This is a genomic window from Nitritalea halalkaliphila LW7 (assembly GCF_000265075.1).
Classification (GTDB): domain Bacteria; phylum Bacteroidota; class Bacteroidia; order Cytophagales; family Cyclobacteriaceae; genus Nitritalea; species Nitritalea halalkaliphila.
Genome location: NZ_AJYA01000047.1, coordinates 1 through 22,717, shown reverse-complemented (window position 1 = coordinate 22,717; position 22,717 = coordinate 1). Strand labels below are relative to the sequence as shown.

22 protein-coding genes and 1 pseudogene are annotated in these 22,717 nt (G+C 53.2%); 17 read left to right on the top strand and 6 right to left on the bottom strand.

Annotation, left to right across the window (positions count from 1 at the left end; all coding sequences use genetic code 11):
• From A3SI_RS21035 to A3SI_RS13455, 5 genes are all read left to right on the top strand, one after another.
• Entirely contained in the window at positions 1 to 267 is a 267-nt protein-coding gene (locus A3SI_RS21035; protein ID WP_238531768.1) for a hypothetical protein, read from the top strand.
• Entirely contained in the window at positions 264 to 719 is a 456-nt protein-coding gene (locus A3SI_RS21030) for a RagB/SusD family nutrient uptake outer membrane protein (RefSeq protein ID WP_238531767.1), read from the top strand. The genes A3SI_RS21035 and A3SI_RS21030 overlap by 4 nt, the downstream gene beginning before the upstream one ends.
• Complete coding sequence (locus tag A3SI_RS21025) at positions 674 to 1,417, top strand: RagB/SusD family nutrient uptake outer membrane protein (protein ID WP_238531766.1); 744 nt, start codon at positions 674 to 676, stop codon at positions 1,415 to 1,417. The genes A3SI_RS21030 and A3SI_RS21025 overlap by 46 nt, the downstream gene beginning before the upstream one ends.
• A gap of 57 nt (positions 1,418 to 1,474) precedes the next feature.
• Positions 1,475 to 3,427: a PKD domain-containing protein gene (locus A3SI_RS13460; RefSeq protein ID WP_009056736.1), complete on the top strand. Its 1,953-nt coding sequence runs from the start codon at positions 1,475 to 1,477 to the stop codon at positions 3,425 to 3,427.
• 119 nt (positions 3,428 to 3,546) lie between these two features.
• Positions 3,547 to 4,668, top strand: coding sequence for a glycoside hydrolase family 16 protein (locus tag A3SI_RS13455; RefSeq protein WP_009056734.1), 1,122 nt, complete (start codon positions 3,547 to 3,549; stop codon positions 4,666 to 4,668).
• A gap of 381 nt (positions 4,669 to 5,049) precedes the next feature.
• Here A3SI_RS13455 and A3SI_RS13450 read toward each other — a convergent pair whose 3' ends face one another.
• Positions 5,050 to 6,093, bottom strand: coding sequence for a TlpA family protein disulfide reductase (locus A3SI_RS13450; RefSeq protein WP_083836527.1), 1,044 nt, complete (start codon positions 6,091 to 6,093; stop codon positions 5,050 to 5,052).
• A gap of 343 nt (positions 6,094 to 6,436) precedes the next feature.
• On the opposite strand from A3SI_RS13450, the gene A3SI_RS13445 reads away from it, so the two are divergent.
• From A3SI_RS13445 to A3SI_RS13410, 8 genes and pseudogenes are all read left to right on the top strand, one after another.
• Positions 6,437 to 6,835, top strand: coding sequence for a hypothetical protein (locus tag A3SI_RS13445; protein ID WP_009056732.1), 399 nt, complete (start codon positions 6,437 to 6,439; stop codon positions 6,833 to 6,835).
• On the top strand, positions 6,766 to 7,851 hold the full coding sequence (locus A3SI_RS13440; RefSeq protein WP_083836526.1) for a sensor histidine kinase: 1,086 nt from the start codon (positions 6,766 to 6,768) through the stop codon (positions 7,849 to 7,851). Before A3SI_RS13445 ends, A3SI_RS13440 begins: the two co-directional genes overlap by 70 nt.
• Before the next feature lie 2 nt (positions 7,852 to 7,853).
• Positions 7,854 to 8,543 carry a response regulator transcription factor gene (locus A3SI_RS13435; protein WP_009056729.1) on the top strand — a complete coding sequence of 230 codons (690 nt, stop codon included), beginning with the start codon at positions 7,854 to 7,856 and terminating at the stop codon, positions 8,541 to 8,543.
• A gap of 96 nt (positions 8,544 to 8,639) precedes the next feature.
• Positions 8,640 to 11,354, top strand: a complete 2,715-nt coding sequence (locus tag A3SI_RS13430; protein ID WP_009056727.1) for a TonB-dependent receptor — start codon at positions 8,640 to 8,642, stop codon at positions 11,352 to 11,354.
• A gap of 60 nt (positions 11,355 to 11,414) precedes the next feature.
• Positions 11,415 to 12,622, top strand: a pseudogene (locus A3SI_RS13425) (DUF4876 domain-containing protein).
• Positions 12,623 to 12,633: 11 nt separating this feature from the next.
• Complete coding sequence (locus A3SI_RS13420) at positions 12,634 to 13,128, top strand: DUF6850 family outer membrane beta-barrel protein (protein ID WP_009056723.1); 495 nt, start codon at positions 12,634 to 12,636, stop codon at positions 13,126 to 13,128.
• A complete protein-coding gene (locus tag A3SI_RS13415) occupies positions 13,047 to 14,135 on the top strand; it encodes a DUF6850 family outer membrane beta-barrel protein (protein ID WP_394330381.1) in 1,089 nt (362 codons plus the stop codon). The genes A3SI_RS13420 and A3SI_RS13415 overlap by 82 nt, the downstream gene beginning before the upstream one ends.
• A 7-nt stretch (positions 14,136 to 14,142) precedes the next feature.
• Complete coding sequence (locus A3SI_RS13410; protein WP_156810307.1) at positions 14,143 to 14,982, top strand: hypothetical protein; 840 nt, start codon at positions 14,143 to 14,145, stop codon at positions 14,980 to 14,982.
• A gap of 30 nt (positions 14,983 to 15,012) precedes the next feature.
• On the opposite strand, the gene A3SI_RS13405 is transcribed toward A3SI_RS13410, so the two are convergent.
• From A3SI_RS13405 to A3SI_RS13385, 5 genes are all read right to left on the bottom strand, one after another.
• The gene (locus tag A3SI_RS13405; protein ID WP_009056719.1) at positions 15,013 to 15,687 is read right to left on the bottom strand and encodes an ABC transporter ATP-binding protein; all 675 of its coding nucleotides are present in this window, start codon (positions 15,685 to 15,687) and stop codon (positions 15,013 to 15,015) included.
• Entirely contained in the window at positions 15,684 to 16,367 is a 684-nt protein-coding gene (modB, locus tag A3SI_RS13400) for a molybdate ABC transporter permease subunit (protein WP_009056716.1), read from the bottom strand. The genes A3SI_RS13405 and modB overlap by 4 nt, the downstream gene beginning before the upstream one ends.
• A 106-nt stretch (positions 16,368 to 16,473) precedes the next feature.
• Complete coding sequence (gene modA / locus A3SI_RS13395; RefSeq protein WP_009056711.1) at positions 16,474 to 17,163, bottom strand: molybdate ABC transporter substrate-binding protein; 690 nt, start codon at positions 17,161 to 17,163, stop codon at positions 16,474 to 16,476.
• Positions 17,164 to 17,285: 122 nt separating this feature from the next.
• Complete coding sequence (locus A3SI_RS13390; protein ID WP_009056709.1) at positions 17,286 to 18,056, bottom strand: DUF2490 domain-containing protein; 771 nt, start codon at positions 18,054 to 18,056, stop codon at positions 17,286 to 17,288.
• A 60-nt stretch (positions 18,057 to 18,116) separates the two neighbouring features.
• Positions 18,117 to 19,676, bottom strand: coding sequence for a SulP family inorganic anion transporter (locus tag A3SI_RS13385; RefSeq protein WP_009056707.1), 1,560 nt, complete (start codon positions 19,674 to 19,676; stop codon positions 18,117 to 18,119).
• A 382-nt stretch (positions 19,677 to 20,058) separates the two neighbouring features.
• On the opposite strand from A3SI_RS13385, the gene A3SI_RS13380 reads away from it, so the two are divergent.
• The 4 genes from A3SI_RS13380 (at position 20,059) to A3SI_RS19035 (ending at position 22,568) form a co-directional block, all read left to right on the top strand.
• Positions 20,059 to 21,504 (top strand): alpha-amylase, encoded by a 1,446-nt coding sequence (locus A3SI_RS13380; protein ID WP_009056706.1) that lies wholly within the window; start codon positions 20,059 to 20,061, stop codon positions 21,502 to 21,504.
• Between the two features lie 472 nt (positions 21,505 to 21,976).
• Positions 21,977 to 22,195, top strand: coding sequence for a hypothetical protein (locus A3SI_RS13370; RefSeq protein ID WP_009056701.1), 219 nt, complete (start codon positions 21,977 to 21,979; stop codon positions 22,193 to 22,195).
• 1 nt (position 22,196) lies between these two features.
• Positions 22,197 to 22,388 carry a class IIb bacteriocin, lactobin A/cerein 7B family gene (locus tag A3SI_RS13365; protein WP_009056700.1) on the top strand — a complete coding sequence of 64 codons (192 nt, stop codon included), beginning with the start codon at positions 22,197 to 22,199 and terminating at the stop codon, positions 22,386 to 22,388.
• A gap of 39 nt (positions 22,389 to 22,427) precedes the next feature.
• Complete coding sequence (locus A3SI_RS19035; protein ID WP_156810305.1) at positions 22,428 to 22,568, top strand: hypothetical protein; 141 nt, start codon at positions 22,428 to 22,430, stop codon at positions 22,566 to 22,568.
• Positions 22,569 to 22,717 lie beyond the last annotated feature (149 nt).

Sequence of the window (22,717 nt, the reverse complement as noted above, 5' to 3'; positions counted from 1 at the left end):
ATGAAAAAGATACTAAGCTTAGGAATTGTGCTCGGACTATTTTTACAGTCCTGCGAGCAGTGGCTTGACCTGGAGCCAGAATTTACTCAGGATGCGGAAAATTTCTTTAACACAGAGGAGGATTTCCAGAGGGCCGTCATCGGGGTGTATGACCTGATGCAGACCAACTATCTGCAGCTGTGGATCGGTGAGATCGCCAGCGATAACTCCATAGCGGGAGGGGAGAGCGTAAACGACACGCAGGTCTCCACGAGATTCAAAATATGAACCACGGCGGGATAAATAATGAGCTTCGTGATGTGATGCGTTTCAATTATGCAGGTATCACGCGGGCGAATTTCGTGTTCGAAAACCAGGATAGACTGGATTTCCCTGCTAAGGAGCGCTTATTAGCGGAGATTTCCTTTATTCGCGCCTATTATTATTTCACGCTCACCATGTACTTCGGCGATATGCCATTGATCATAGACCGCCGCATTTCCATAAGCGAGGTCACGCAGCTGGATCGCACACCGCAGGCCGAAGTGTATGCACAGATCGAGCGCGACCTAGACCGAGCCATTGAGGTGCTCCCCTGGATTAACCTGCCGGTAGGACGCATCACGAAGGGGGCCGCCATGGCCCTAAAGGGCAAAGTGCTCCTCTACCAAAACAAATTTGCTGAGACTGCCAAGTGCTGGAAGCGCTTATCACCACCAATCAGGCAGGGTATGCGCTAGATCCAGCTATCGAAACGATGTGGTTAGTGGCCAATCAAAACAGCAGCGAAGATGTCTTCACCATCCAGCATTCAGGCCTTCAAGGGGGCGATTACGGTTGCCTCGTCTGTCTACAAGGTAACCCAGCCCCAGGTTTTCATGCGATTCGTAATTGGGTAGGGCCTTTCTACGGCGACGGTAACAGTTATAACCTACCCACCCAGGAGCTCTATGATTTCTTCGGGAATGACCCACGCCGTGAGGTGACCATTCTGCACTTAGAGAACTTCATCGCCGCACAGCCAAATCCCCAGGACATCAGCTTCGCGATCGGAGGCGGGGGTCATACAGGCTACTTTAATAATAAGTACATCAAGCGGGATTTTGAGCGGGGCCTTCCAGATGACGACTTGACCAGTCCGCAGAATTACCGCGCCATTCGCTATGCTGATGTGCTGCTGATGGCGGCGGAGGCCTTCGCCCAAAGTGGAAATGATGGCCGTGCCCGCGCTCTGGTGAATGAGGTGCGGGCGCGCGCAGGCGTAGCACCGATCGCTTCATCCGGCATGCAGCTTCTCGAGGATATCTACCGCGAACGCCGCCTGGAATTATCTGGCGAAGGCTACCGCTTTTGGGATCTGGTACGTACCGGCAGAGCTGCTGGACGAATTCAGGCTTCGTGCCCGGTAAGCATGAGTTATTTCCTATTCCGCAGGTAGAAATCGATCTGGCAGGAGGAAATTGGAGACAAAATCCAGGCTATTAATCGTGTAAACATGAAAAAATCAATTCATTATATTTATTTCGCCCTGCTACTTCTCGTGGGCTGGGCATGTACAGAGGAGTTTCGCCTGACGGCAGAGGCCCCCAGTGTGGAAGATGCGAATTTCAACTTCCAGCCTACGGCGCAGAGCGCGAATATCATCCAGTTTACGGGCGTAGGAGACTTCTTCATGATGAAGTGGGACCTTGGAAATGGCGCCACTGCAGAAGGCCGCACCGTGACGGGGCTATACCCACTGGCAGGTACCTACACGGTGACGCTTACTGTCTTTAATGCGGGAGGTAGCGAATCCTTCTCTCGTGAGATTGTGATCGACGAGACTGATCCCACCCTATTAGACCGCCCAGTTTTTAATCTACTGACAGGTGGTCTGGATGCCGCGGAGGGCAAAACGTGGGTCATCGATTCCACCCGCGTAGGGCACTTTGGGGTGGGCCCCAACCCTTCCGTAAACGGCGACTTTCCAGAATTTTATCAGGCACAGCCGAATGAAAAAGTAGGCAGTGGCATGTACAATACCCGCTACACCTTTAAGCTTGAAAACTTCCAGTTTATTTGGAATACAGGTGGTTTGGTGTATTTAAATGCAGCTCAGGGGAGCCAGTTTCCGGGTGCCTTCGACCCAGGAGTGGGAGATTTATCGGCTCCATTCGTTTCTCCGGGAGGCCTAACCTGGAACATCGTGGAGGAAGAGGGAAGAAACCCAGTCTTAAGTGTTTCTTCACCGGGCTTTATTGGCTACTTTGCCGGAGGCAGAACCTATCAGATCGTCCGCTTGGAAGAAAATGAAATGTTCCTGCGCTTCGTGGATCAGTCGAATGAATCCCTGGCTTGGTACGTGCGCCTCATACCGGCGGGCTTGCAAGTGGTTCCAGATCCGGAGCCGGAGCCAGAGCCGGAGAATCCCGATGTAGCCTTTACACTGAATGATTTAGTAGGTCCCGGGAAGCGTACATGGATGCTTCGACCAGGGGCAGGCTCCTTCGGTGTGGGGCCTGCGCGTGGAAGTGAGGCTTTCTTCCCGAATGGTACTGACATCTCTGGGGACCGACCGTGTTTATGGAACGATAAGTTTACCTTCGGACGGGATGGTGTGTTTACCTATAATGCCCAAGGGGATATTTTCGCGGAGGATTATATGGGCTTAGGTGCTCAAGGTTGTGTTTCCGAGGAGCTTCTATCCGGTACTGCGGCGGCTGCTTGGGGTTCTGGTACACATGCTTTTACCTTCACGCCAGGCACTGCGACGGAATTTCCGAAGCTTACGGTGCGTGGAACGGGTGCCTTTATCGCCCTTCCGAAAGCCTTTAATGGGGGCGAATACGCTGCGGCGCCACCTCGTGCAGATGAATCGGTTACCTATGATGTGATCGGCTATGATCCAGAAACGCGGGCGCTTAGTTTATCGATCGATATCTCTACAGATGGCAGCTTATTTTGGAACTTCGTGCTTATCCCGACCTCGGAGGAGGCTACAGGACCACAGGAGCCAGCGCCAGGAGCCTTTACGCTACAGGATTTGATCGGATCAGGAACGCAGTCCTGGAGTTTAGAACCAGCGGTAGGGGCTTTCGGTGTAGGACCAGCCCCCGGATCAGACTCTTTTTTCCCTAACGGATTAAATATTTCCGGTGACAGACCTTGTTTGTGGAATGATGCGTTTATCTTTCAGGCTGATGGCACTTATCGTTATAATGCGAACGGGGATATTTATGCCGAGGATTACATGGGAATTTTCGGAGGCGGCTGTCAGCCAGAGTCTAACTTAGCCGGCACCCGGGGGCCGCTTGGGCTTCAGGCACCCATCAGTACACCTTTACCCCAGCCTCTGGAAATACCCCAGCGAAAATCACGGTGCGCGGGACAGGAGCTTTTATCGCCCTTCCGAAAGCCTTTAATGGAGGGGAATACAGTGAAGGTCCTCCGCGTGAAAATGCGGCGGTAACGTATACCGTTTTAGACTATAATCCGAGTACGCGTGCACTCACGCTGACCCTGGATATTACCGATAATGGAAGCGTCTGGTGGACCTTCCGACTCATTCCAAATGATTAAAACATGCTTATGATACGCTTTATTTCATCCCTATACGTCGTTCTTTTCTTAACTGTGGCACAGGCGTGTACCCAGTCGGAGGTGGACCAGCAGCTGGTGCTGCCCTCGAATTTAGAGGTCAGTGTCCGCACGGAGGCGCGCGGAGAGGTGGTCGTCAGTTTCTCGGCTACGAATGCCAACTTCTTCCGAGTGAGCTTCGGCACACCAGGAGAACTGCCTCAGCGGGTGAGTGGTACTGAGGCCCGATTTACCTATTCCGAGCCTGGCAACTTCACGATTCGCGTACAAGCTCATACGACGGAGGCTGATTTTATCGTAGCAGAAGAGGAGGTGAGCATCGCTCCCTCCGTCTTCGGGCTCTTTATTCCGGAAACGGGCTATGTGAGCCCCGAAAGTTATGCAGGATATTCCCTGGTCTGGCGTGATGAGTTCACAGGCACTAGCCTCTCCTCGGATTGGGTCTTTGACCTTGGAGATGGCTGCCCGAATCTCTGTGGATGGGGAAACAACGAGCTGCAGTGGTACCGCAGAGAAAATGTACGTGTGGAGAATGGCTATCTGGTCATTCAGGCCCGTCGTGAAGCGGCTGGCGGACGAGAATTTACCTCTTCGCGCATCAAAACACAAGGCCGCCAATCGTTTCAGTATGGACGCATCGACATCCGCGCAGCCCTTCCGAAAGGACAGGGCATTTGGCCGGCGCTCTGGATGCTGGGCGATAACATCACGGAAGTGGGCTGGCCGCGCTGTGGGGAGATCGATATCATGGAAATGGTAGGGGGAAGTGCCTTCGGACGTGATAACCGGGTGCACGGTACCTTGCATTGGGATAATAACGGCAGCTGGGCGAACTTTGGGGGCTTCACCACCTTAGAGGAAGGCATCTTTAACGATAACTTTCACGTCTTCTCCATCATTTGGGAAGAAGAGAAAATCACTTGGTTGCTGGACGATGTACAGTTTTTCGTCATTGACACCAGCCCCGCCGAACTGGACGAATTCCGCCGTTCTTTCTTCTTCCTCTTTAACGTGGCAGTGGGCGGAAACTGGCCTGGGAATCCGGATGGCAGTACGCGCTTTCCACAGCAGATGGTCGTAGATTATGTGCGTGTTTTTCAGCGCACCTCATAAGGATTTAGCATGCTTCACTACGAAATGAAGTGGCCGGGGGGGACGCCCTCTCGGGCAAAATCAACGCAAACCTATTTACCTAATGAAAAGAAAAGCGGCAGATAGCCGCTTTTTCTTTTTCATTAGGGCGCTATACAGTTTTCCGCGCCTCTCTGAACTCGCCTCCTGCTTCGTGTCATTTAGCGAGTAAAAGCACAGGTTAAAACCCTACAAAATTAATAGGGATTGTCTTAAATTATGTTTTTTTTGTAGAAAAACATAATTAATTCTTTGTGTAATTGGAAATGCTTTGTACCTTTGTGTTATCAAAATTTATCTTTTTAAGATAAATAACTACTCGAAGTAAGTTACTAACAAGTCGCCCGATTACTCCCGCCTCCCTTAAAATAGTTTAGGGGAGGCTATTTCTTTTTTAAGCGATACCTGGTAGCGCGTAACTTCCGCCTCTTCTTGGCGCAAGCCTAATCCGAGCGCTTCGAGCGCCTTCCAAAAGGTGGCGACATCCTCCGGGAAAAAGCGAAAGTCCATAGGATAGGGGGGGTCCGTCTCTGTTTCAGGTAGCACGATGGCGCCCACGATGCCAAACTGCTCCAAATAATCAGCCAGATCTTTCAGCTGTGCAGCCGGCGAACGATAGTGCTGGCCCGAGGCGCCGGCCTCTTCAGGGTTTACGGCTGCATGTTGCGCTCGTTTCACCGGGTCCTCGAGTACCAAGCGGTAGATTTTACTTGTCTCTCGTAGCGTGTCCAGCGTCAGACCAAAATGTGTCTGCACGTGCTCAAAAAGCTGTGTACGAAGCAGGTCGGAATCGGCTTCTGCTACGATGAGGTCCAATGTGTAAAGTTCTTCTTCCAGTGCCTGCTTTTCCTCTTCTTTGATTTGGAAGCGCCTCCAGCCCAGATCCATCGCCTCTCTGATCATGCCGCTGATGCTATAGTTAATCAAGGTGAGTCGACGCCCCTTCAATCCCTCGCCTAAGCCTTTGATGCTAAGGGTGGGTAGGCCTTCGAGGCTTTCGATCAGAGTAAAGGCCTCTTCCTCTGTGCCGCTGCGCTCGAAAATGTCGCTACGCAGGGGATCGAATCCGATTCGGTCCTGCTTTTGCGCTACGCGCGGCTCCTCCCCGGATAGAAAAGCCTGTAGCGTAAAAGCATCTAAATCCTCGGGCGCACTGATGCTTCGGATCTGGCCACTCGGATCGATCAGCACGGCATGGGGGATGATGCGGTGAGGAAAATAAGTGGCCAAGAGCTCGTGTTCGTCCCGGACATGCTGAAATGTGGCTGGCTGTTTCTCCACAAAGCGCCGCACACGGGATGTCTCTTCGTAGCTGACCGCCCAGATGTGTAAGGACTCAGAAAACTGCGCTTGCAGACTGTCCAGCTTGCGGTGGCCTGCCACGCAGGGGGCGCACCAGGTGCCCAAAAGTCAATGAGCAGCCACTTGCCACTGCCATCAGGGAAACGCAGTTCTAAGCTGTCTATTTTTAAGTCATTGGTAATCAGTGCCTTGGGAAGTGTGGCCCCTTGGCTTAGTGCTTCTGCCGGAGCTGCCGCTGTGGAGGAGGCATCTTGCGCGCTGCCTTGCTGCCCCTGCAGGCATAAAATGAGCAGGAGGCCGAAGAAGAATAGTGGGGAGCGTTTATGTCTTGTTTTCATGGGGGTAAAGGTAGTTGGTGCGGTAGATTGTTTTGTTAAGCGAAACGAAATGGATGTAAAATAGTGTAAAGGCGCTGCCGTAACTGGAGATTTTCCCTTAGTTTTAGATCATGAAATCTTTTACTTCCTTTTGGTCGGGGCTGGTGGCCCTGCTCTTTTTCGCTTTTATGGGGCTGCAGGCTTGGCTGCTGTTTCGTGATTTTGAGGCGCGTAAGGGAGCCATTTTAGAGGAGGTGGAGGAAATTAGTAGGCAGTTTTTTCGCCAACAGGAAGAGGCACGTGTAGACCGAGTGAATGCCGCCTTTCGGGAAGATGTTCTGAGCGAAAACTATGTCCGCGTGCGCTTGGATTCGACGGATAAAGGGGAAGGACTACTTCGACTGCTTGCCCCCGATTCAGACCGCGTTTTCGTGGAAATTCGACTGCCAGAAAACCCCGAATGGAAGGAAATGGAGGCTGTAGAGCTGCTGCTCGAGCGGAATCGCCGCATGCTCCTACAGGGTCGCTGATGTACTGGCAGGATACCTTGGCGGAGCGCTTACGTGCTGGACTAAATGCCCCCTGGCCGGTGGATTCCTTGGCACGTGCTCTCCAAGACCAGGTCCAAAGCACTTTTCTAGCACTTCAGGTGCAGTTAGATACGGCAGGGACGGTGCTGCCAGTAGCCACAAAGGGGGCTATCGCCTTAGCACCGCAGAAAATCGGTGCGTTTAAAGGCCAACAAGTATTTTTCCCTGTCGTCAGCGGCTTGTCCAAGGCCGCCACCTGGCAGCTGCTCCCTAGCCTGCTCCTTAGTTTCCTGCTGCTGCTTGCCTTAGGGAGCGTATGGGCGCTTTGGCACTCACAAGAGCGCAAAAAGCAGGCCTGGCTTCAGGAACGGGAGACCCTGCTTCAGCAGTTGGCGCACACTCTGATGACTCCGCTGAGCGTGGCTTCCCTAGCCCTTCAGCGGCTCCAAAAAAAGGATTTTTTACCCGCCACCGCTCAGCGGTATCTCGATTTGGCTAGCGAGGAGCTGGGTCGGATGCAGCACCTCGGCGAAAGTCTGCTGCTGCTGGAAGAGCAGGAAGAGCGTATGGAGTTGCAGTCTTTTTTGGCCCAACTCCCCAGCTGGGCACCGCGGGACCTGCTCCTTCAGGTGCAGCCTCCTGATGTCCCGACTCACCTCGCGATTTCGGCGAAGCGCTTGACTCTGGTCTTGTATGTCCTCTTAGATAATGCGCGTAAGTATGCGGGAGAAGCTGCCCAGCTGCACATTTGGGTGGAGACGGAGCCGCACGGGGTCTGCGTGCATGTTCAGGATAATGGCCCGGGAATTTCGGACAGTGAAAAAGAGGCTATTTTTACCCCCTATTTTCGTGGGGTTTTGGCCCGTGAGGGCCAAAAGGCGGGCTTCGGACTGGGGCTTTACCAGGCGCGCCAATTGGTGACAGCTGTCGGAGGGCAGCTAGAACTGGTGGCCAGCCGGGAGAGGCACACGGGGGCCCACTTTCTTTTACGCGTGGATCGACTACAAAAGAAGTAAATATGAAGCGTGTCGTACTGATAGAAGATGAGCAGAATTTGGCATTTTTAGTCTGTGAGGGGCTGGAAGAGGCGGGGTTTCAGGTGCGCTGGGAGCGGGATGGTGAAGCGGGCTTAGCGGCTGCTCTCGCGCCTGAGGTGGATGTGGTGCTGCTGGATGGAGGACTTCCTAAGCGGGATGGCTTCGAGGTGCTCGCGCTTTTGCAGCAGCAGCGCCCGACGCTTCCCGTGCTGATGCTCACAGCGCGTATCTTACCGAAAGATGCGGTGCGTGCCCTGCAGCTGGGAGCGGTGGATTATGTGCGCAAGCCGTTCAGCTTAGAGGAGCTCATCGTGCGTATGGAGCGCTTTTTGATAGGCACACAGCTGGAGCAAAGAGAACAGGAAGCGGGGCTGCATCTGGGTGTTTTGCAGTTTTTTCCCCGGCAGCAGCGTTTACTTCGTCCCCATGACACGGTGTCCCTCTCGTATAAGGAGAGCCTGCTGCTTCAGGTTTTATGGCAGCATGAGGGAGAAGTGATGGAAAAAGAGGCCCTGTGGCAGGCTGTTTGGGGCCAGGAGGAGGGCTATGCCAGCCGCAGCTTGGATGTGTTTATATCGCGCTTGCGCAAGTTACTCGCAGTGGAGCCTCGCCTGCAGCTGCTGAGCATTCGCGGGGTGGGGTATAAGCTGGTGCTGACGGCAGCTCTCTAGTGCCCGTAGCGCTTAGACCTAGTAGGTGTGTTTTTTATCGCAACAATATTGCATGTAGCATTAAATTACCTACATTTGCAGGAAATTTAATGCTACATGCGCCTGCTCACCCTGCTTGTCTTCACTACTCTTTTTGTTTTGCCCCGAATCGGGCAGGCACAGGAGCATGCGCTGCGCATCCGTGTCTTAGACCCCAGTGGGAGCGCCCTCCCCGGAGCCATCGTTCAGCTCGAACCCAGCGGGGCCTACCTGCTCACCAATCAAGAAGGAAATGGGATTTTTCAGGCAATTGGCCCGGGAGCACTACGGCTTCGCGCCCAAATGATGGGTTTCGAGACCCTCGATACGCTTTTTGCCGAAGGCCAAACCCCTACCGCACTTACCCTCACCCTGAAAAGCCGGAGCCTGGAACTGCAGGAGGTGACGGTGACAGCCAAAGAAAATACGTCGGGCCTCGGAACCAGCTCCCTCATCGAAAGGGAGGCTATCGCGCACGTGCAGCCCAATAGCTTGCGGGATGTACTGCAGCTTATACCCGGGCAGCTGGCGATTAATCCCAGTGTGAATACGCCGCAGCAAATCTTGATCCGGCAGGTGTCCACGAATGGCGCCGGAAATGCAGTGGCTCAGATGGGGACCGCTATCGTCATGGATGGCAGCCCGCTTTCTAATGATGCGAATTTACAAGCTAATGTCAACATCCTCAACAGTAGCCCAGGCGCTCCAGCTCCCTTTCAGTCGGTAGCGAACCAGGGCTTTGACTTGCGCCAGATTCCGGCCGATCAAATCGAGTCCGTGGAGGTCTTACGCGGCATCGGCTCAGCGCGGCATGGGAATTTTACCGCGGGCGCTGTGCTGGTCCAGACACGCATCGGAGATTTTAAGCCCAACCTAACGCTGCGAGCGAATCCGAATGCGCTGCAGCTCTCCGGCGGGGCAGGGTACCGACTGGGAGAACGGCATGCGATTAGCGCGGATGTGGATGCCATGGATTCGCGCCCAGATCCGCGGGATGTGTTTAACCGTTTTTTTCGGCGACAGGCCACGCTGGGACATCAGTATAGCGGGCTGGCGGGAGATCTGCTGATTCGTAACCGCCTGACCTTGGGAAATAGCACAGCCTCACGTGCGCTGCAGGCAGATCAAGACCCCTCGCAGCGCAGTTGGGAATCCGAAGATCGTCTGTTTCGATGGAATGCCCAGTTGATTATGCAAGGGAATAACACCTGGTATGATCGGCTGGAAGGAACCTTTGCGCTGACGCGCAATGCCCAAAACTCTTTTTTCACCGAGTTTATTACCACTAATGTGGGGCCGAGACCGACCTTTTTTACCGACACCACAGGCGTAGTGCCCTTCGGCCCAGCGCGCTATTTGAATATCACGACTGTGGAGGGGAATCCGCTCAACTACTACCATCGCCTGGAGTGGACCAAGAGCCTGCGCTTAGGAAATGTGGCGCACAAGTTGGTGCTCGGCTCCGAACTGCGGCATGATGTGAATCGTGGGGCGGGCAGGCAGTTTGATCTGGAGACGCCGCCGCGTCAAAACTTTAGCGCCGGGGATCGCCCACGGACTTTCGATGAGGTGCCGGCCCTGAATCAGGTGTCCGCCTACCTGGAGGATCGCTTTTTACTGCGTCTAGGGGGTAAAATCTGGTCTTGGCAGGCGGGCCTGCGAATGGATCATTACTTTCTTTCGGGCCCTGAGCAGCGCGTAATCGGGACAGACTGGCAGCCTAGGCTGCAAACGGCTTTGGCGCTCCACCCGAAACATCGCTTACGCGCAGGCTATGGCGTGCATGCTAAGGTTCCGGGCCTGAATTTCCTGAGTCCCGGGCCACGCTTTATCGATTTGATCAACTTCAATTTCTTCGCCCCAGATCCAGACGAACGCCTGCTGGTCGTGACCACCCGACGTATTGAACCCGATGTGCGGGAGTTGCGCAGCTTTCTTTCCCGGAAGGGGGAGCTGAGCATGGAGGGGGAGCTGGGCAGCATGCGCTACACGGTGAATGCCTTTATCGAGCGCACCAGTGGCGGGCCAAGTTTTGTGCGCCAGCCCTTCATCGCAGCACGCGGTCTGTTCGAGGTGGAAGCACTGCGCCCCGGACAGCCTCCCCTGCTGTCGGAAAGCCCTACCCGCTTCGATACCTTGTTTTTGGCCTTTGATGCCCCCGTGAACAACAGGGGCTTGGTGAACCAAGGAGTGGAGTTTGCCTTAGACTTCCCCGAATGGAAGGTCTTAAAGACGGCCCTCTCTGTAAATGGCGCCTACATCCGGACCAAGAGCACGGTGGAGGGAGAGGAGATCAACCCTAACTTTATCTTTCGCCATGTAAATGCTCCTTTTATCCCTTTCTTTCAAGCGGGACAGGGTAACCTTGGGCGACAGTTTAATACCTCTTTCCGTTTTATCCATCGCTTTCCGCAGGCCGGACTCGTACTGTCCAGCTTGGTGCAGGTGGTCTGGGTGCAGGAGGACCAAGTCATCGGTTTTGATCCCCTTCCTACGGCCTTTTTAAACCGTAGAGGTGAAGTTTTCCGGGTCAGCCCAGAAGAAGCCCAGCTTCCTGAGTTTGTGCCTTTTCATAACTTAACCTCACCCGAGCAGCTACTTCCGGTGCGGCGACCACCGCTGACGCTGGTGAACTTTCGCATGAACAAGGAATTTCAGGCGGGGCGGGGCTTTGCTTTCTTCGTGAATAATCTCTTTAACCATAGACCGCTGTTCCAAGACCCTCGAAATGTGGCCTTCGTGCAGCGGAATCTGAGCCTGTTCTTCGGGGCGGAGGTCTTTTACCGTCTGTAAGTCGCTGGCTAGTTTGCTTCTAATTGTATCAACATTTATTTAACCGTTTATCTATTTAGTATGAAACACGTTCACTACCCTTTTGCTTTACTGGCGCTACTTCTGCTGCTGGTAGCTTGTTCCACCGACGATACCCCGCGTGTGGAACGCTTCGATGCCACCATACAGGTGCTTTTCCCTGAAGATTTCGCCGAAGAGGCTGCTCCAAATGTCCAGGTTACGCTGACCAATGCCGCCTCTGGGCAGCGCGAAGAAGCAGTTACCGGCGCGAACGGATTGGTGGAATTTGCGAATCTGGTCCCGGGCATCTACACCTTACAAGCCAGCCGCGCCCTAACGGAAAGCGAGGCAGAGCTACTCACCGGCGCAGCGGTCCGCGTGAATCTGAATTTCGTCGATAATAATTTGATGCTGAACCCCACCGTGGCGAACAGCCCGATTCAGGCGCGCCTCTCGGGAGCCATTACGGGAGATCTGGTCATCAGTCAGGTCTATTACACCGGCTCGCGTACCCCGGAAGGATCTAATTATTTCTTCGATCAGTTTTTCGAAATCTATAATAACTCCAGTGAGCCGATTGTCTTGGATGGCTTGATTTTATCGAATGTTTTTGGCCCATCGGGCCAAATCAACCCGAATACACTGCCTACACCGTTCGCAGACGATCAGGACAATGTGTTCATCACCACCGCCTGGAGAATCCCAGGAAATGGCAATACCCACGTGCTGGCACCTTTTACGGCCATCACGATCGCGCAGCAAGGGATTAATCACCGCGCCGAAGTGGCTAATCCAGCCAGTCCCGTAGACCTGAGTCAGGCAGATTTTGAGCTATTTGTGGTGGGTTCCGAGCGAGATGTAGATGCCCCGAATGTGCCCAATATGGAGATGCTGTACCATCCGTTTAACGGTACTTTCTCCCTGGTTCCTGTTTTCGGACCGGCAACGATCATCTGGAGAACGGATAATTTTGAGGCCCTCGAGCAGGTGGCTATCCCCGGTGCGAATCCGAACAGCCCTCCTGTGGTTCGTGTGCCGACAAATCTGATCATCGACGCAGTGGAGGCCTTAAGAGGAGAGGGTGACGCCGCTTTCAAGCGCATTCCTGTGCACAAGACGCCGGTTTTGCTTTCGTGAATGGCATCTACACCAGCGAATCGATCATCCGTAAAACCCAAACCATCGATGGCAATCTCCTCTATCAGGACACCAATAACAGCACTGAGGATTTCGTCATAAATCCGACCCCGGCACCTACTAACCGATAACGTGTAAGCCCATGAGAGCGAAAGGCATGCTAGGATATTTTAGCTTTCTGCTAATGCTGCTTGGGGGAAGTGCAGTGGCCTCATCTGCAGACTCCTTGGCACGAAAGGATGCCGGGGAGTCCTCTTCCCTACATCCTGCTTGGTACCTGCAGCAGTTGGACGTTTCCTGGCATGCCGCTTTCCCCTTTCTAATGCAGTCGGAAGACCAGCCCGAATTTTATCAGGCAGCGCTGCACCATGCTTCTGGATCGGGGAATTTGGTCCCTGCCTTGGCTCCCGAACGCTTTCAGGAGGTGAGTTTCTCCTCGCAGTCGCGTAAACAACTGGGCAGCTGGTCTTTTCAGGGGGATTTCGGCTACACCCGAGAGCTGGAAGCCTGCGGCCCTTTTTACTTCAGGGCTCCGCACAGCAGGGAAACCCCTTTTTGCTGGCGCAAGAGAGCAGCTCCCCATGGTCAGGAGATCAGGTCGCAGTGGGTGTTTCGGGCCACTCCGCTCCCTATGTGAGGGGAAGGATGAGTAGCTTTTTCCGGCTGCAGTACCAGGTCTCGACAGCGGCCATGGATGCCGAACCTCGTCCGCTCTATCGTGCTAACCGGTACCAACTTCATCTTGGTCAAAATCTACGCCTTCAAAAGGGGCTTTCCCTGGGCTTGGCAGGCACTTTTTCCCGCGGCATCGAGGAAAACCAGATTGGGGCCTTTGCCGCACAGGAATTTCGCCTCCGTTTTATGCGTGGACTGGAGACCTTCACGCGCACGGCTTTCCAAAGCTTCACCCGTAACCAGTTTCAGGAGGAGTGGGCGCTTCAGCTGCATGCCCAGCAGCAGTGGGGTAAGGAGGGTTTTGTGTTTTTGGTTTTGGGCAGGGCCCAAAAAACCTTCCAGATTCGAGATGGCATCGCCTTTCCTCTAGATGCTGGGAGTGGACGGCAGGAAACCTTCCGGCTTCAGGGAGGACTGCAGCGACACCTCTCTCCGGGCACGTACCAGCAGGAGCTGCGCGCTACCCTCCAAAATGGGAATGGATTAGATCCTCTTTTTCAGGCGGTCAACTTCCTGCATGCGCAGCGTGAGGTGGCGGGTGTGCACCTGTGGCGGAATCGGCGCCAAACTGCGCTCTACCGCTTCGACTGGCAGTGGTGGGCTCAGGAGCAGGAGGACATCGCGGCGGGTGCTATTCGCCACTTTTCGGTGACGACACTGGAAACTGCCGCCAGCTTCTCTCTGGTCACAATAGGGCGTTCTACACTCCTCGCAGGTCCTCAGCTGGGGCTCAGTCTTCCCGGCGCTTCGCAGTTTCCTGACCCGACAAGTGAGGTCGGCCGTTTTCTGCAGCAGCCGGACCTGCTTTTCTATGGGCAGCAGCATGTCACAGGAGGCGTGGCCTTTACCTGGCTTTGGCAAAACCTGAACAAGGATGCCTTTTCGCTAGACTTGGCCGTGGCACACCGGCAGCAGCCGAAGCATGCCTTCACCCAGTATCGTATTCAACTCAACTATCTGCTTTATTAATTTTCTTATGCACGTATTCTTTCCGCACCACGCACTTCTGTTTCGGAAGTACTTGTCCTGCCTCCTCCTTCTTCTGAGCCTAACCCTGCCCACCGTTTTCGCTCAGCAGCCACCGCTAACGGCTTTAGAGTGGGCCGACTCCCTCGCGAAACAAACCCTCCAAAACGAGGGACTTTTTACTGTTTTCGGAGGTGTAAAACCCATCAGCACGGTGCAGCACATTTCCTTTGCTATCGACACCCTCACAGGGAAACTACTCGACGAGGAGGAAGCGGCTGCACGCATGCGCGCGATACAAGACAGCTTTCGCTTTCTCGCCGATGAGCAGGTGGGTTTCGTGCTTATCCCCTTTCGTGCTGTTTACGGCAAGTCACGCGGCTTTGAGTTGCTGGTCTTCCATCGCCAAGCGCTTGAAAACCGTATCGCTGCGCAGCGCGATTTCTTTTTGAAACGTGGCGTATTTCCGGACAGCCCGGCAGAGCAGCTGTTGACCCTCTATGAGTTTGAGGAAAAGTTCGATCGCTTCCGTGCCTATGGCTATTTTTTCGGGTATCCGGATGCCGCGGTAGATTTTTTCGTGGAAGCAGCACGCCACCAGGAGGAAACGGGAGATTTCGTGACACGCGATTTTTTTCAAATACCTGTTGCTAGCGCAAAAGAGGGGCATTTCGTCTATGCCATTCCGAAGGACTCGGAGCCTTCAGCGGAGGATTTGGCTTTGAGAGCCCGAGCAGCCCAACTTCTCAGTCGCTACGAAGAGGTGCGTGACTCCCGCGTATCCGAAACGTCTCGGCCTTTCGCATTTCTGGAGCTTTTTCAGGAAATGCGCCGCTTGGATGCACAGTAGTTTCCACCCTAACAGCATCGCCCATGCGGTTCAGCCCAAGTGAAAGTCACCAGGAGCACCGTCATAGGCGATGCTTCCCCCTTCGAGCAGGCACATGCGCGAGGCCAGGCGCTGCACCTCCAGGAGGTCATGGCTGACCAGTAGGGTACTCATTCCATAGCGCGCATGAACGGTCCGCAGCATGTCCTGCAACTTGCCCCTCATTTTCGTGTCCAGTGCCGAAAGGGGCTCGTCTAACAGTAAGATGTCTGGCTTGCGCAAAATCGCCCGCGCAAGGGCCACCCGCTGTTTTTGGCCTCCGGAAAGGATATGGGGGCGCTTGTCCTGCAGCCCTTCCAGCTCGATCAGTGCCAGGAGTTCCCGAATGCTGTCAGTGGAAGCGCCCTTAGGAAGGGCAAAGGCCAGGTTTTCATACACGCTCATGTTTGGGAAGAGAGAGTAGGCTTGAAAGACCATACCGATGGAGCGCTTTTGGGGAGGGAGGTACAGGCCTTTGCTGCTTTGGAACCAGGTTTCATTTCCTACCCGAATCAGGCCCGCGTCAGGACGCATAAACCCAGCCAGCATGCGCAGCACACTGGTTTTTCCTGCGCCCGAAGGACCGTAAAGCGCCATAAATTCCCCTTTGGCGATAGCCAAATCCACCTCCAGGGTAAAGGGCCCATCCGCACCGGAAAGATTTTTTTTAAGTTGGAGGTGAATCATAGCAGGCGTAAAAATTTTTGGTGGCGATAGTTGAGGCTGTAAACGGTGAGCAAGACCAGGAAGGAGAAGACCAGTAAAATAAAGGCATAGCGGTTCGCGGCGGCATAATTGAGCGCCTCCACCTCATCGTAAATGCTGATCGCCACTACCTTGGTTTCGCCGGGGATGCTGCCACCTACCATCAGGATGACGCCGAATTCGCCGATGGTATGGGCAAAGGTTAGCATGCCGGCGCTTAGTAGGGCAGGTAGGCTATTCGGCAGGATGACGCGCCAGAACGTTGTCCAGGGGCTTTTACCGAGGGCATAGGCGGCTTCCACCAGGGTCTCTGGAAAGGCCCGAAAGCCTGCTTGGAGGGGCTGTAGCATAAAGGGCAGGCTATAGAGCATGGAGGCGATCACCAGTCCCGGAAAGGTAAACAGGAGGTGGACATGGAAATACTCTGCCAAAAAACCACCCAGCCAGGCCTCTGGACTCCATAAGCTAAGCAAGTAAAAGCCCAAAACCGTGGGAGGAAGTACTAACGGCAGGCCGATGAGGGATTCCAAGAGGACTTTGTAGCGCTTTGGTCGGAAGACCAACCAGTACGCCAGCGGCAGACCGAGCAGGAAGAGCCCGATCGTGGTGTAGGCGGCCAGCTTAAAGGAGAGGTAGAAGGGAAGGAGGTCTAAGTCACTCATGGGGTGGGGGATTGGAATCCGAAGTGCGCGAAGATGGCTTTGGTTTCTGTGCGCTGCACAAAGCGAAAGAAGGCCTCCGCTTCGGGCATGTCCTTACCTGCCTCCGTCACGATAGCGCCTGTAGCAGGGGGGCATGCAGTTCTTCCGGTAGGAGGGTGTAGGCAGGGTTTAGCGCATGCAGGGCCTTTCCGCGCATCAGCGCCAGTGCGATGATGCCTGCTTCGACACCACCTGTACTAACAAACTGCGCTGTCTGCGCGATGTTTTCACCGAAGATCAGCTTGTCGCGCAGCGCCTCGTAAAGTCCGCTACTTCGAAGCGCTTGTTCAGCTGCCAGGCCATAGGGCGCATGGCGCGGATTCGCGATGGCGATTTTCCGAACTTCGGGGGCCTGCAGGTCTGCCAGTTGCTCCCGCTTTCCCTGTCGCTGCCAAAGCACGAGTCGACCCAGGCCATAGGGGTAGACGGCGCTACCTGCTTTTCCGGCCTTTACGAGCCGTTCGGGATACTGGATGTCAGCTGAAAAGTAGAGGTGAAAAGGAGCGCCTCGGGAAAGCTGTTCGTACAGTTTTCCGCTGGAGCCATAGATGACTTCGATAGCCGCCGGATCGGAATAGCGACTGACGATAGAGTCGAGCGCATAGCGCAGGTCAGCGGCTGCGGCGATGCGCAAAATACCTTTGGAGGAAGCCGTCTCATCGGTTTCTTGCGCTTCGTTTTCTCTGGAGCCCGAGCCACAAGATAGCAGGAAGAGAGCAGACAGCAGCAGGCTATAGCGTAAGCGGTGTTTCAGCATTTTTTGGGAGCGGGATTCTATAGGGGCAAAAATAAACCCTTCAGCTTGGGAAACAAGGTAAAGGGTCTTAGGTTTTTAGTGTCAGCGTGTTTTAGACTACTGAAGAGCCTGCGCCTGGCAGCTTACATATGATCTGTCGGGAATTCGCGTAAGAAGTGGCGCTTGAAATTACGCCAGTCATAATTAATCGTCACCCAAAGGAAAAAGCCACTGCGCACATTCAAGGTTTCTGGATTCGGGAAAGACAGTCGGAAGTGGTAGCCAGGTGAAAAGGTGACGGCACGATGCTGAATATTCAGCATAGGCCAGATTCGATGCTCGTAAGGGTTTTCTGCGAAAGCAGGCCCCACCGTCCACAGGGACTCATTTAAGACAGAAATGGAGGTATTAAAATGAGGGCTTAGCCTTCGGCCAAAATTATAGCGCATGCTAAAATTGGCTCGCAGGCGATGGTTGAGCTGGAACTCGTCTAAGATTTCTGTTCCATCGAGCATCGCGCGGTAGCGCATGTCGTGACGGTAGCGCAGGCTACTCGTAAAGGGGCCGGCTGGGGGGAGGCGGTAGACGATTTGGCCCCAGGGCCGATGTTCCGGCCGCACGAGTCGTCCATCAGAAAACCCAGTGCGCAGCATGAGAGCAGCATATCCGGCTGTGAAGGACCACTTTTGATCGGCGGAGTGAAAGGTTAGCCCTCCGCGGCCGATAAGAAATAGTTCGGGAACGAAGTGCGTATCGAGCCACAGGGATAAACGGGGGGCGATTTGGCCTGAGGTCATAAAACCGCCCCAAAGTTCCGGAATAAAATTCACCTCCCGCTGTGCGGATGCCTGCGGTAGGGAGGAGAAGGTGACGATCAGGCAGAACAGGATCGCCGAGCAGTATTTTGCGAACATATAAGAACTAAAAGAAACGCCTATTGTCGCAAATACGCTTAAAAATGAAAAATGTTTAATTTAAACTAAGGATTTTTCATTTTCTGCTGTGCGTGCGCGGAAATTAGCGGCATCCTCTAGGTAGTGAAGTGTCAGGAGCTGGTCTGCTTTCTGCAGCAAAATCTTGCTGCTGGGATCTACATTTTGGATAAATACACGCTTGCCTAGCTTTTCATAGCGTGCCGAAATCTTCTGTAGGGCATCTAGTGCGGAGTGGTCCACGATGCGGCTTTCGCTGAAGTCAATGATGATTTCGTCGGGGTCGTTTTGAGGGTCAAACTTTTGGCCGAAGGCCGTCGTGGAGGCAAAGAAGAGGGGGCCGTAGATCGCATAATGTTTCTTGCCTCGCGCATCGACATGTTTGCGGGCACGGATCATTTTGGCGTTTTGCCAAGCGAAAACCAGGGCGGAGATGATCACGCCCACCAGCACGGCGAGGGCCAAGTTATGCAGGAGAACTGTCGTCAGCGTCACTACCACCATGACGAGTACATCATGAGTAGGCACCTTGCGGAAGACTTTTAGGGAGGCCCATTCGAAGGTACCGATGGCCACCATAAACATCAGGCCTACCACCGCTGCCATGGGGATACGCTCGATGTAGGAAGAGAAAAACAAGATAAAGGCCAGCAGGCTGAGTGCCGCCATAACCCCAGAAAGCCGCGTGCGTCCCCCTGTTTTTAGGTTGATTAGCGACTGCCCGATCATGGCGCATCCCCCCATGCCCCCGAAGAAGCCCGTTGTCATGTTAGCGACTCCCTGTGCCACACATTCTTTATTACCATTTCCGCGGGTTTCTGTGATTTCATCGACGAGGGTAAGGGTAAGCAGGCTTTCGATCAGTCCTACCCCTGCCATGATGAGTGCGTAGGGAAGTACGATATAGAGGGTTTCTAAGGTTAGGGGTGCCAGGGGCAAATGGAACTGAGGCAGCCCGCCTTTAATCGAGGCGAGGTCGCCCACCAGGCGTGTTTCGATGGGGCTAAAGTGTACGAGCAGGGACAGGCCTAGGATGGCCAGCAGCGCTGCGGGGATGCTTTTGGTGACCTTAGGGAGAAACTTGATCAGCAGCATGGTAGCTGCGACGAGGCCCAGCATGGTGTAGAGGGCGGTGCCGGAGAGCCATTCCTTTTGCCCCGGGAGGGGCTCCCACTTAAACTGCTCCAGCTGGGTCATCGCGATGACGATGGCCAGGCCATTTACGAACCCGAACATCACGGGATGGGGTACGAGGCGGATAAACTTGCCCAGTTTAAATACCCCGACGAGGACTTGTATAAGGCCCATGAGGATGACGGCGATGAAGAGGTATTCTACGCCATGGGTGGCTACTAGGGAGACGATGACGATGGCTGTGGCGCCTGCTGCCCCAGAGATCATGCCGGGTCTTCCACCGATGAGGGCGGTGATGAGGGCGATGATGCAGGCCGTGTAAAGGCCACTTAATGGGGAGACGCCCGCCAGAAGAGAAAAGGCTACCACCTCAGGCACCAGGGCGAGGGAAGTCGTTAGTCCAGCGAAAAGTTCGGTTTTTAGTGAGAAGTATGGGCGTTTAAAAAATGAAGTGCTTGAGAGCTGCATAGTAAGGTACTGTTAATAAGGGCGCAAAGGTAGGGGTTTTCATTGGCTTTACCAATCTGAGCAGAAATATTGTTCCATCATCAGAGCCACGTAGCGGACGCCTATTTAGTAGCTCGGTGGCTTTATCCCCAGGAGGGAAAAAGGGTATCTATTCCCCATCTCGGTGCGGTGCACAGGCTGGAGGCGATCATTAATCTCCCTCAGTGTCGGGCTATGCAAACGTTGCCGCAAACGTTTGTCTAAAAAAATACAGTTTTTTTACTATTTTCTATTTGTTTTATTGTCGGCTTATCTGTACATTTTCAGAATAAACATTGGAAATAATACCTAAATGCATAAGGATATTGGTTTTCCATGTAGCTTTTAACAAAAACCCAAAACTATGTACACCCGAAGTTTTCCTTTTGGCGGCAGCCGAATGCCGCGCCTGTTTCTGCTGTTTAGCCTATCGCTATGTTTCGCCTTTTGGTCCTGTTCCTCCTTAACAGAGGAGATCACGGATTTACGGGAAGGGGATGAGCGGGTACAGCACGAAATTCAAGTTACCCAGACGCCAAATACGCCCGACGCTGCTGCGCGTGCGGGTCAGCTGGGAGGTCCCGTGATGATGCAAGCATTCTACTGGGATGTACCCGCAGGTGGCACCTGGTGGGAGCATGTAGAATCTAAAGTGAGTGCGTGGAGTGCAGCAGGCATCACCTCTATCTGGCTTCCTCCGGTAAATAAAACCATGAATGGGCCTTTTTCTATGGGCTATGACCCTTTTGATTTTTATGATTTTGGGGAGTTCGACCAACAGGGCTCCGTGGAAACTCGATTCGGTTCGCGTCAGGAGTTGGAGTCCCTCATCGGCAGTGCGCACCAGGAGGGCCTGGAGGTGATCGCGGATATCGTGCTTAATCATAATAGCGGGGGAAATGCCGAATTTAATCCGTTTACGGGTACGGAAACGTTTACCAGCTACGTGCCTGCTTCGGGTAAATTTTTTCGCAGCTATCTAGATTTTCACCCGAATGATATGCGTCATGCAGACGAAGGGGTTTTCGGTGGTTTTCCAGACCTGAGCCATGTCAAGCCTTACGTACAAGACTGGCTTTGGAAGCGGCCTGATGCGGTGGCCAAGTATTACAAGGAGGTGATGGGCTTCGATGGCTGGCGCTTCGATTACGTGAAAGGTTTTGGTGCCTGGGTGGTACGGGACTGGGTGAATGAAGTCGGCGGCTTTTCTGTAGGAGAGCTCTGGGACGGGAATGCTCAGTCTTTGGAAGACTGGGTAAATGCCACGAGTCAGACCTCTTCGGCCTTTGATTTCGCCTGTTACTACCTGATGGAGCAGGCCTTCGACCAAAACAATTTAAATGCCTTAAGCGGGGATATGCTCTGGAAGCGAAACCCGATGAAGGCGGTGACCTTTGTGGCAAATCATGATACGGACGAAATTTGGCGCAAGAATTTGGCTTATGCCTACATTTTAACGCACGAGGGATACCCCTGTATTTTTTATTCGGATTATGAGGAATGGCTGGATAAGGAGCGCTTGGATAATTTGCTTTGGATCCGTGGGCATTTGGCCTTCGGCAATACATCCATCCTGTATGTGGATCAGGACGAGTACATTGCCCGTCGGAATGGTGGCCCAGGCATGCTCGTGTACATTAACAATGCAGACTTTTGGCAGGAGCGCTGGGTGCGCACGAATTGGGCGAATACGGAGATTAAAGACTATACGGGGCATTCCTCTTGGCAGCCTTTTACACAGGGAGACCAGTGGGTAAAGATACAGGTACCGCCGCGTAGCTATAGTATCTGGGCGCCGGTAGGCTTTTAATGGAGCGGCTTGCCGTCACCTTCTACAGCGGTGGAGGGTGACGGTGAGTCTTTTTTTATCAAACGCATATAAGGGGAGTAAGTAGGTGCGGTGCTTGCTGCTACCACGTGGCTACCATAGGCTATGCCGTCATTTCGCTCGAGATTTAAGCGTTAGAGAGGGTTAAAGTGCATAGGTTCGTTTGGTTTCTTTTTTTTGGGAGGATGTTCGATTTTGTTCGTTTTCTTTCGTTTCCTTTCTTTTTTCGATGTTTTCACTTTCTTTTTCTTTCGTTTCCTTTCTTTTTTCGGTATTATCGCTTTCTTTTTCTTTCTTTTCCTATTTTCTTTTTCCATCCATGATTTCACACGGAAGGGCTGTTATTTTACAGTATGCAAAGCAATCGCCCTAAATGCTAGCTATGGGGTAGATGTGTGAAGCCTAGGTGTTCCTACTAGCCTGAAATAGTTAGGATTTTTTTAATTTAATTTTTATGAACAATTTAAGTGATGGTAACATGGTTGAACTTTCTTTTTCGGAGAGTGAGAATTTAAATGGGGGTATTTTCCCCGTTGCTGTTGCGGTTTGGTGGGCTGGAGCCACGATAGCTGCTAAATGCGGAGTAGTTGCTGCGGGTGCCGCCACGGTCGCAGCAGGAGCTGCAGTGGGTGCATACACTGGTTTTAAAGATACGGAAGTAAAACCCAATTAGCATGCGAGTAGAAGTATTAAATGATCGAGAACTAACTACGACTAAAGGTGGTATACTCCCTTTAGCAGTAGCATGGGGAATCTGCAAAGGTGTTTGTGTTTTAACAGCTGGAGCCTATGGAGCAGGTTATGCGGTGGGAAAGGCTTATGCCCATTATAAAAACAGCCAAGAGGTCCCAGTGGTAGCGGAATAGCACACTATTTTAATTCATATAATCTAAAAAGTAAGAAAAATGGAAAAGAAGAAAAATTCCACATGGGTAGTTGTTTTGTTTTTTTTAGTAGTTTTCGGAGTAGCCGGATTCATCTCCTATAAAGGGGGGTACGTGGTAGGAAAGTTCCTAGGCGAGCGGCAGCAGATCGAAAACAGATAAATAGACAAAGGGTAARSGCGATGAKYTTCAGTGACTTGATCGTTTTTACTTTTTTATTAGAAACKATTTTWTAATARWKTWAGATTTTTCTTACAGASTGCCTYYTTAACCGCGTCTCGCCCCAGGCGCTCCAGCTGCTGCTGCCCGAC